The organism is Candidatus Cloacimonadota bacterium (genome assembly GCA_034661015.1).
Classification (GTDB): Bacteria; Cloacimonadota; Cloacimonadia; order JGIOTU-2; family JGIOTU-2; genus JAYEKN01.
The window spans coordinates 1964-12091 of record JAYEKN010000197.1 but is presented as its reverse complement, the minus strand read 5'-3'; the positions used below and the strand labels follow the sequence as shown (position 1 = coordinate 12091).

9 protein-coding genes are annotated in these 10128 nt (G+C 35.4%); 2 read left to right on the top strand and 7 right to left on the bottom strand.

Annotated features, from left to right (window positions below; translation table 11 throughout):
- The coding region (locus tag U9P79_07660) for an AMP-binding protein (protein MEA2104498.1) at window positions 1–1613 on the bottom strand (1613 nt) is incomplete at its 3' end.
- 129 nt (window positions 1614–1742) lie between these two features.
- On the opposite strand from U9P79_07660, the gene U9P79_07655 reads away from it, so the two are divergent.
- Both U9P79_07655 and U9P79_07650 read left to right on the top strand, forming a co-directional pair.
- Window positions 1743–3122, top strand: a complete 1380-nt coding sequence (locus tag U9P79_07655; GenBank protein MEA2104497.1) for an FAD-dependent oxidoreductase — start codon at window positions 1743–1745, stop codon at window positions 3120–3122.
- A gap of 1 nt (window position 3123) precedes the next feature.
- On the top strand, window positions 3124–3939 hold the full coding sequence (locus tag U9P79_07650) for an Mrp/NBP35 family ATP-binding protein (protein ID MEA2104496.1): 816 nt from the start codon (window positions 3124–3126) through the stop codon (window positions 3937–3939).
- A 103-nt stretch (window positions 3940–4042) separates the two neighbouring features.
- On the opposite strand, the gene U9P79_07645 is transcribed toward U9P79_07650, so the two are convergent.
- The 6 genes from U9P79_07645 to U9P79_07620 form a co-directional block, all read right to left on the bottom strand.
- Window positions 4043–4669, bottom strand: a complete 627-nt coding sequence (locus U9P79_07645) for a lysophospholipid acyltransferase family protein (protein MEA2104495.1) — start codon at window positions 4667–4669, stop codon at window positions 4043–4045.
- Window positions 4647–5795: a lipid-A-disaccharide synthase gene (gene lpxB / locus U9P79_07640; protein ID MEA2104494.1), complete on the bottom strand. Its 1149-nt coding sequence runs from the start codon at window positions 5793–5795 to the stop codon at window positions 4647–4649. The genes U9P79_07645 and lpxB overlap by 23 nt, the downstream gene beginning before the upstream one ends.
- A gap of 260 nt (window positions 5796–6055) precedes the next feature.
- On the bottom strand, window positions 6056–6430 hold the full coding sequence (locus tag U9P79_07635) for an FxsA family protein (protein MEA2104493.1): 375 nt from the start codon (window positions 6428–6430) through the stop codon (window positions 6056–6058).
- Window positions 6431–6723: 293 nt separating this feature from the next.
- Complete coding sequence (locus U9P79_07630) at window positions 6724–6930, bottom strand: hypothetical protein (protein ID MEA2104492.1); 207 nt, start codon at window positions 6928–6930, stop codon at window positions 6724–6726.
- A 23-nt stretch (window positions 6931–6953) separates the two neighbouring features.
- On the bottom strand, window positions 6954–8852 hold the full coding sequence (locus tag U9P79_07625; GenBank protein ID MEA2104491.1) for a tetratricopeptide repeat protein: 1899 nt from the start codon (window positions 8850–8852) through the stop codon (window positions 6954–6956).
- A 7-nt stretch (window positions 8853–8859) separates the two neighbouring features.
- Entirely contained in the window at window positions 8860–9663 is an 804-nt protein-coding gene (locus U9P79_07620) for a hypothetical protein (GenBank protein ID MEA2104490.1), read from the bottom strand.
- Between the last annotated feature and the right edge of the window lie 465 nt (window positions 9664–10128).

Genomic DNA, 10128 nt, shown 5'->3' with positions numbered 1-10128 from the left:
ATCTCATCATAATTCAGAAATATGCGTGCAACCAATTTGTTAGCCCGTTTATAAACTATTGATTCAAGAACAAAATTATGCTCATTTATCACTGCCTCAATGTCTTCCGGGAAAATGTTTTCTCCACTCTGACCGATGATAACATTTTTTATTCGTCCTCTTATAAAGAGATAATTATTTTTTTTCAGGATTCCAAGGTCCCCTGTTTTGAACCAACCATCTTCAGTAAATACCTCTTTTGTGCGCTCCGGGTCTTTGTAATAACCTTTCATAACAGAATCACCCTTAACCAATATTTCTCCTATTCCCGATTTGCTGTCTTTTTTATCTATCTTGACCTGAATGCCTTTGAGCACAGTACCGGTAGAGCGATATTTCGTGTTTGATGGATTACATCCGGCGATTAAAGGTGAAGTTTCGGTAAGCCCATATCCAATCGCATAAGGAAATCTGGCATCCAATAAAAAACGTTCCACTTCCGCAGAAAGCAATGCTCCCCCTATTCCGAAAAAGTGAATTTTTCCTCCAAAAGAAGCATGCAGTTTTTTACCTGCTTTTTTGTGTAATAATTTTCTAAACAATGGAATCTTATAAACTGCTTTCAGCAAACGATTGTGCATAAACACAGGTTTAATTTTACGTTTAAAAATTTTTTCCATAATCAAAGGAACAGAAAGAATCATAGTGGGGTGAATTTGTTTCATTGCCGGCAAAAGAACACTTGCTGTGGGTGGTTTGCTCAAATAATAAACGCAGGCTCCCTGCATGAACGGGAGAATGAAACCGAGCGTGCATTCGTAAGTATGTGAAAGTGGAAGAATTGAGATGAGCCGATCTTTTTCACCAATATTTTGAATGCTAAGCGTTGCTACAGCATTGAAAACAATATTCTTGTGAGTTAACATTACTCCTTTGGAATGCCCTGTAGTGCCGGATGTATAAATAATCGCAGCCACATCATCTTCCTGAACTTCTTCCGGTATTATTCCGGTAAGCCGAAGGGCAAGTTCTTTTATTTTTGCAAATTCCTTGCTCCCATCAATGATAACCTGACGTAGTTTGTCCTTAGTAATTTCCAAGGGGATTAAACGAAGATCATCAATCAGGATAATTGTGGAAAGTGTCTCGAATTTAATTTCTGCAATCTTATCAGACAAGTGTTCGGAAATAAAAATTGCTTTGCATTTTGCATGCCGAAGGATGTGGTGAATTTCATTTTCATGAAATCCGGGAAGAATCGGTACTACAATCGCTCCCATAGTGGTAATGGCAAAATAAGCCACTCCCCAATTGGGATTATTTTCACTTAGAATCGCTACTCGATCCCCTCTAATAATTCCTTGGGAATTCATGAATTTCTTTAAGGATATTATTTTTTGATTTAATTCTCCATAGGTGAAAGGTTCTTCGTTCACCATAGAAAGAGCTGGGTTGTTTCCAAATTCCCGAACACTTCGATTCAGAACATGTTTTAAAGTTTGTTTCTTCAAATCATTCATTTTTCCACCAAAAGTATAATTTATTTTTACAGATTTATCAATCTGCCTGTATGCCGGATAATTATCCGGTTGGAAGTAGAAATGTAACGAGGATTTTATTGTCAAGTTTTTCATGTGAAGAGGTCGAAGTATGAAGCTGTTTGGGAGAATGGTCTGAGTTTTTGTTCAACATGTGAAAAAAATTTTGCATTAGTAACAATTTGTTATATTATAATAAACTAAAGAAATTGCTGAAAGGAAAGTATGAAAAAATATGATGTTATAATAATCGGTGCCGGGCCGGCCGGCATAGTTGCAGGAACAACCGGCAAAAAACAAAATCCCGAAAAATCATTCCTAATGATAAAAAAAGAAGAAAAAGGGCTTGTTCCTTGCGGAATTCCTTATGTTTTTCATGATTTGGATGAAATATCACAAAATGCGATGGGCCCAAAACCATTTATCGCTGCCGGTGGAGAAGTTTTGGTAGATACCGTAACCGAAGTAAATGCTGAAACCAAGAATGTTAAAACAGAATCCGGAAAAGAATTTTTATATGACAAACTTGTTTTTGCCACCGGTTCAGCTCCTATTGTTCCAAAATTTATCAAAGGTTATGATCTTGAAGGTGTTGAACTGATCAAAAAAAATTATAATTACATTGAGCAGTTAAAACAGAAAACAGATTCTGCCAAGAATATCGTCGTTATTGGTGGTGGATTTATCGGTGCGGAAGTTTCCGAACAGCTTGCCAAGTTTCCTGAGAAAAATGTTACACTAGTGGAAGCAGGAAAGCATTGCCTTTACAGAGCTTTTTCTTCAGATATCTGTATTCAAATTGATGAGGAATTAAAAAGCAGCGGGGTAAACGTTTTCACGGAAAAAAAAGTTGAAGAAATTTTAGGTGAAAATGGTCAAGTCAAAGGAGTAAAATTAGCCAACAACAAAATTATTCCCGCAGATATTGTAATTTCAGCTGTTGGTTACAAACCCAATGTGGATCTGGCAAAAAATACCGGATTATATATAAATAGCCAAGGAGCAATTCGAGTTGATAATTACCTTCGATCAAGCATTAAGGATGTTTACGCGGCTGGTGATGCAGCCGGAACAGTTGGATTTATTACCGGTAGAACAGATAATATTATGCTTGCATCTACAGGAACAGCAGAAGCCCGTGTTCTTGGTTACAACTTATTCACAATTAATCTCCTCAGAAATTTTGCAGGAACTTTATCTGTATTTTCCACTGAACTAAATCATAAAGTGTTTGCATCTGCCGGAGCAATCGAGCGAAGTGCAAAAGAGGCTAATATTGATTTTGTCATTGGAAAATTTCAAGATATCGACAGACATCCGGGCACTCTTTCCGGAGCAAGTAAAATAACCGTCAAACTCGCGGTAAATCCCAAAAATGGAGAAATCATCGGCGGTGAAATATGTGGCGGAAAATCTGTTGGTGAAATGATAAATGTTATCAGCCTTGCTATTCAAAAAGCAGTTACGGTTTATGAATTTATTTCATTTCAGGTTGGCACTCACCCGCTGTTGACAAACGCCCCGACAAAATATATACTCATTAAGGCAGCCGAAAATGCCGTTGAAAAAATTAACAAGCGAAATAATAATAGAATTGGAGATTGATATGAATAATAATGACAATAAAAGTAAATCAAAATATCTGAAAGAAAATCTTGCCGGTATAAAGCATAAATTGATCGTGCTAAGTGGCAAGGGCGGAGTAGGTAAAAGCACTGTTGCCGTAAATGTTGCGAATACTCTGGCTGATAAGGGATTCAAGGTCGGAATTCTTGATGTGGACATTCACGGTCCGTCTATTGCAAAACTGCTCGGTATCGAAGGAAAAGTTCTGATAAGCAACAAAGACGGCGATTTAGAAGCTATCAAAGTAAATGAGAATCTTTACGCACTCACAATCGCAGCTTTGTTAAGATCACCTGATGATCCTGTCATTTGGAGAGGACCTCTCAAAATGAAAATGATTAAGCAATTCCTCGGTGATATTAAATGGCCTCAATTAGATTTTCTGATAATAGATTGTCCCCCTGGAACCGGTGATGAACCACTTTCCTCTGTGCAAATTGTTGGTAACTTAGATGGCTCAATCATTGTTTCCACGCCACAAGACCTCTCACTCCTTGATGCACGAAAGACAATCAATTTTTCTAAGAAATTGAACGTTGAAATTCTTGGCATTGTTGAAAACATGTCCGGATTCAAATGTCCTCATTGCGGAGAAATGATAAATATTTTCGAAGGCATGGGTGTGAAAAAAGCAGCGGAAGATTTTGGCGTTGATATTTTAGGACAAATTCCCATTGATCCCAATATTTCCAAAACCGGTGATATGGGTGAGTCCTATATGAAAAATCATAGTGATGCAGAATCAGCAAAAGAATTTTCTAAAATAGCTGATGCCATTTTGGCTAAATTTGAATAACTGAAAAATATATTCCAACACAATTTATCCTTGCGAAAATTTTGTTTTTAAGATTTATTAGCAGATTTTCGTAAGGATTTTTTTTTGATGATTCTATTTACGACTATTTTTCAGACCGATTTCCCAAATCAATCAATCGCCTTTTAAGTTCTCGTCCCGCAGATGTAATTTCTGATTTAGTATTTATAAATAGGGGTTTGCCATATTTTATTACTGCAGGAGAAAATGGTTTTGGAATAATAAAATTGTCCCACGAGTTTAAAATCCATTTATGTTTTGCGTCACAAAAAACGGGGATTATCGGTTTGCCTGATTTGTATGCAAGATAAAGGATTCCTTCCTGAACAGTCTCTTTTGGTCCGCGGGGACCATCCGGTGTAATTGCGAGATCAAATTTTCTTATTTTTCGCAATGATTTTTTTAAAGCACCTATTCCACCTCTTGTTGAAGAACCGCGAATAGTTTGATAGCCCAAACTGAGTGTAATTCTCGAAATATATTCTCCGTCTTTGTGCTGTGAGATGATGACATGAATATTTTCAAATTTGTGGGCAAAAGAGAGCATTAGTAGGCGGCTGTGCCAAAAAGCAAAGATTACGGAACCATTTTGTTTCCTAACTTCTTGCATATTAGCGTATCCGATTCTTTTGATATGTAAACTGCTAATTAGCAATTTTATCAGATTAGTGCCGAATAGTTCGGCAAATCTATATTTTGTCGCTTGTTTCATTTATCATTGATAAAATTATTTTTACCACATTTTCCGAAGCACTCTTATTTCCCAATTTATCTTCAATAGTGGAAATTTGGTTTTTCATGCTTAGATAATTTCCCTCATCTAATAAATATTTTTCGATATTTTCCGTGATGTTTTTGATATTTGCTTCATTTTGAATAAGTTCGGGAATGATCTTTTTCCCAAGAAGAATATTTGGCATTGCGATCATATCAATATTGATAAAAAATTTTGCGAGGAAATATGAGATAGAAGAGATTTTGTAAACCACGATTTCCGGAGTTCCGATAAAAGCGGTTTCCAAACAGGAAGTTCCGGATTTGGAGATAATAAAATCACTGTGTTTCATCAGGTCGTAAGTTTCGTGAATTATTTTTACTTTGTCTTTTATCGGATCGATGATTTTTCTAAAATGGTTTTCATTCACCGTATCGGCAAGCGAAATAAGAAATTCAAATTTTCCTTTGTGAATCACTTCCAAAAAAATTATGGTTCCAATCAATTCGGGGAGTATTCGCATTATTTCAATATCTCTACTTCCGGGAATGAATCCGAGCCATTTTTTGTTTTCATTCAAATTATAAACTTGAGCAAATTCTTTTTTTGAATATCGAAAATTAATCTCTTCGCATACCGGATGACCAACAAATTCTGCATCTGCATCAATTTTGTTATAGAGCTTTTCTTCAAAAGGGAAGATCACAGCAATTTTGTCACAATACTTTTTCATTTTGAAAATGCGTTTTTTCTTCCAAGCCCAAAATTGCGGACTGATGTAATACAAAACCGGAATTTGCATTTTGTGAGCCAACTTCGCAATTCGCATATTAAAACCCGGATAGTCGAGCAGGATAATCAGATCGGGTTTTCGTATCTCAAATTCCTTTTGAATGGTGGAGTTTACTTTTCGGATAAAGGGAAGATGTTTGACAACTTCCGCAAAACCGATGATAGAAAATTTTTCAAATGGGAAAATTGCTTCGAAGCCCTGTTGCTGCATCTTCGATCCGCCGATTCCCCAATAATTACATTCTAAATCCAGCTTGTTTAAGCGTTTTAAAACTTCTGCGGCGTGAATATCCGCAGAGCGTTCACCAACGAGGAAAAATATATTTTTCATATTATGTGAGATATTGTCCCCGAATTTCACTAATTTTACGAATTTGGTGCGTAGATACGTGTGGGACTTTAGTAGAATTTTTTGTTTGCATTATTTATCGTTAGAAATTTGTTTTCTGCTTTAGCAAAATAATTTTTTATTGCAAAGCAGGTATATAAAATAGACTGGGGTTGCTTTGTTATCCCGGTTTGATAAACGAAAATCATAATTTGTTGAAAGCAATTCATAAATCTTTGTAGAGGAGTAAGAAGGGAAAAATATTAAAATTTTTTCCGCAGATGATATTTTATTACATTTTTGAAGATTGTTCTTGTAGCCGGAAAAAGGCAGAGAATTCCAAAAGCATCGGTAAACAGTCCGGGAGTAATGAGAAGCGTAGCACCGACGAGGATCAAAGCTCCGTCCAATAATTTATCCGCAGGAAAGCGACCTTCGGAAAAATCTTGTTTGATTGCCACAATTACCCAAAAACCTTGCTGTCTCGCTAAATAGGCACCGCCTGCACCGGTTATAAGAATTATGGCAATTGTGCGCCAGAATCCGATTATTGAGCCGACTTTGATGAGAAGAGCCAGCTCAAGTAACGGAATTATCGTAAATAAAAGAAAGAGATAAAAAATAAATCGTTTTTTCATAGGATAAGAATTTTACAGGAAAAGTTATAAAGAAAAAAATAGACGCTTATTAGAGTCCATCAGTAAAGGAAAATCTTGAGTTAAGTTCCGTTTTTTTGAACTTGACTTAAGTTTTTCCAACTTACAATTATAACGCTACTTAAATTAATAGATAATTTTTTCAATTCGTCACGGAATGGTCCGTGACTTCTCGAAAAGGCTACTTTACGGACAAACACTAATTATGACATTTAAAATAATTTCTGTTTTCATTATATTTTTATGTCTTAGCAACTTTGCGTTTTCTTTCTGCTTCAATCTTTTGCAGGATGCACTAAAAGGGAAAGCGGAACGAAAACCACATATCCGAGCACGAGCAGAATCGTACCAAAATTATTTGCAGAATTTACGATAATATATCCAACGATGATGCAGAGAAGAGCTGCGATCATGAGGATAAGATTGGTTGAACCAAAATGGAATCTTTGCACTTTACCAGAATTTTTTTGTATTATTGCCATAAATTTCTCCTAAATTTATAAAATTAATTTCTATTTTTTACTTGTTTTATTTTTTCTAACATTTGTTGGGATTTTATTACCCCATCTTCACTATTGCCGATTTTTATTGACGCTTCCCATTGTTTTTTGGCTTCGTTGAGTTTACCGAGTTTCCAAAAAATATTTCCAAGATGATAATATATTATCGAATCTTGCCGATCGCTATCAATAACAATTTGCATTGCATCAAGTGCTTTTTCGTATTGCCCTGATTGAAAAAAAGCCCAAGCAAGACTGTCCCAAATATAAACATTTTCTGAATCAATGGAAACAGCTTTTTGCAACAATTTAACTGCTTCATTTAGATTAATCCCGTCTTCAGCATAGGAATAGCCGATCTGATTGAGGAAATGGGGATTATTCGGGAATTTTTTTAAAGCAATTTGGAGAATTTCCATTTCTTTTTTTTCTTGACCCAATTTATTGTAAACAGAGGATAGACGGTAATAGGGTTTAACTTGAGTAGAATCTTCGCGAATGGCATCTAAGCAAAATGGAATGGATTTTTCAAAAAGTTCTTCTCCATAGTAAAAGTTTCCCATTGTCATAGAAGTTGATTCCACTGGATTTTCTCTCAGGTCTAACAAATGTCTGGCAAAGGTTGTGTCGTTATCAGTTTTTAAATAAATGTATGCTAATGAATTCAAAATGATAGGATTCTTGAAATAGGTAGTGTCTATTTCTGCCAATATTTGTTTGGCTTTTGCAATAGAATCGTTGCTGGCATAATAGAATGAATAGAACGTTTTAACGACGTTATGCAGGGTATCATTTTTTGTTTTGGAAAATGTATAAACTTTATCAAAGAGTTTTGTGTCATGCGTAAAATTTGTGATTTCGGTAATAGATTGAAAATTAGTCAGCAGCCTATTTAGGTTTTGAATATAAAAAAAATACTCGGAAGATTTTTCAAAATTTTGCAAATGAAATTCGGAAAGTGCCATCATCTCATACGTTGTATCAAGAGTTTCTGCGTTTGCATTGGGATTATGAACTATATATTTTTCGCCGAATTCTACGTTTTTTTCATAATTATGCATCTGAAAATAAGTATCGAAAATTATTTTTTTGATAAAAAAGTCCAATGAATGGATAGAATAATAATTTGCAATATCAAGGATTTTTTGAAAGTTATCAGTATAAAAAAGCGAAATGATTAATTCCCGCAACTGAATCGGAGGAAGTGTGTTTGTAAGATTGAAAATGTGCTCAAAATATTTTGCAGCTATTGTGAAATCACGTTTGTTAAAATAATAATCACCGAGCCAAAGGCTTGCATGATAGTGGTCGGGATTAATGGCTAATATTTTTTTTAATGTTTTGATGAATTCTTCATCTTCGCCAATTTGAGCATAAATCTGTGATATTTTATAGAGGAAATCAGGATTATCTTCAGCCAATTTTTCCGATTTTTTAAGATAGTGAAAAGCAAGATCTTTGTCTCCAACTTCAGAATATATCTGATAGAGGAGAAAATATATTTTATGATTTTTATGATCCTTATTTCTCAAATATCGCTTGAGGATTTTTACCGCTCTTTTATTTTCACCCATGCGTTTGTAACTATCTGCAACCATGAGGAAAATGTCCGAATTCGTAAAACCTTGCTCAATGCTTTTTACTCCAATATTGATAATTTTTTCAAATTTCTGCTGGAAATATAAAACAGACATTCGCTCAATTACTATTTTTTCAGAATTTGGGTCCATTATCTGAGCGAGGTGGAAGAGAGAATCCGCTTCTTCGTAATGATGATCGCTTTTTGCTTGTTCGCCCAACCAAAAATAGAAATAAGAATTATTTGCCCTGGCAGATGTAACTGAAAACAACTGCAATGTTATAAAGAAAAGTAGCAGTAAAAAGATGTGCTTTTTTCGGATCATATATTAATCAGATTTGAGATGAATATTGTATTGTGAGGGAACGATCCGGCTCGTCATATTGGTTGTTCAAAATATCTCTAAAATTCAATTGCAGCCTTATGTTATCCGAAATATTCAGATAAAGAGCTGCGTTTAAATATCCGTTATCTTCCCCAAAACTGTAAGTTTCGGCATTGCCGGATTTTCCGTTGTCATTAAAGGCGAAATCATATTCACTGAAAAATCCAATTTGATTGTTTAAACTTTTGTCAATTCCGAGAAAACAATTTAGATTGTCATCATTATCATCGCGTTCAATACTGTAATTCGCCCCGACATGGATTCCGAGTTCACCCAAGAAATTAAAATTTTGACTTAAAACCGTATAAAATCCTTTGGATTTTAATTCGTAACGGTTAACTTTAATCGTGTCTATGTCTGTCTCCAAAAATGCTCCGTAACCACGAGAATCAAAACCAACTGCCAGAGCCGGAGTTTTTGGGCTTTCATCAAAAATACGATATTTGACGTAAACACCCGGATATTCATCCCAGTTTGGCTTTTCGTTTCCGATAACGCTTTCACCACCATATTCCATTCCAAACATCAATTTCGGAATAATTCCAACACCGGCACCGAAACAGATTCCTCCATTTTTGTAAATCAATGATTGAAAATTAATTTCGCCTTTTTGTAGAATCCCTGCGGTGGGAATATCAACAAGTTTTGTCAGTTCTTGGGCAAATATATTTGTAGTAAGAACTACAAAAAACAATATGCCGACAATGAGGGCTGTTTTTACAAATCCGTGTTTTTTTCTTCTTCTTAACATTTTTCCTCCGAATTAAATTTATTTATTTTTATATAACGAATATCATGAAACCGCTATGAACCTGTCAAAGTTTTAGTATTTGACAATTATATAAAAGAGATAAAAGGCTTGGAAAATTATAAACTTAGTTCATTTCAATCAGTAGTCATCAGTTCAATCAGCATTATTCGAGTCGAATTGTTTTTCCGTCCTTAATCATCTCGTTCCCAAGCCCCGCACTAGTCTTCCGTTCCCAAGCCCCGCACCAATCTCGTTCCCATCCGCCAGCTGGCGGATTGGGAACGCCTTTTTCGAGAAGCCCCTGCTTCGAACTTTCATATTTCGCCAAATCTCAGATGGAAAATGCTATGTGCTCCTGGGATGAAATGCCAAACTGGGGTTTGGCGACAAATTGTGTTCCCAATCCGCCAGCTGGGGTTTGGGAACAAGAGAAAATAAAAGGTTTGAGAACAAGAGAAAATAAAA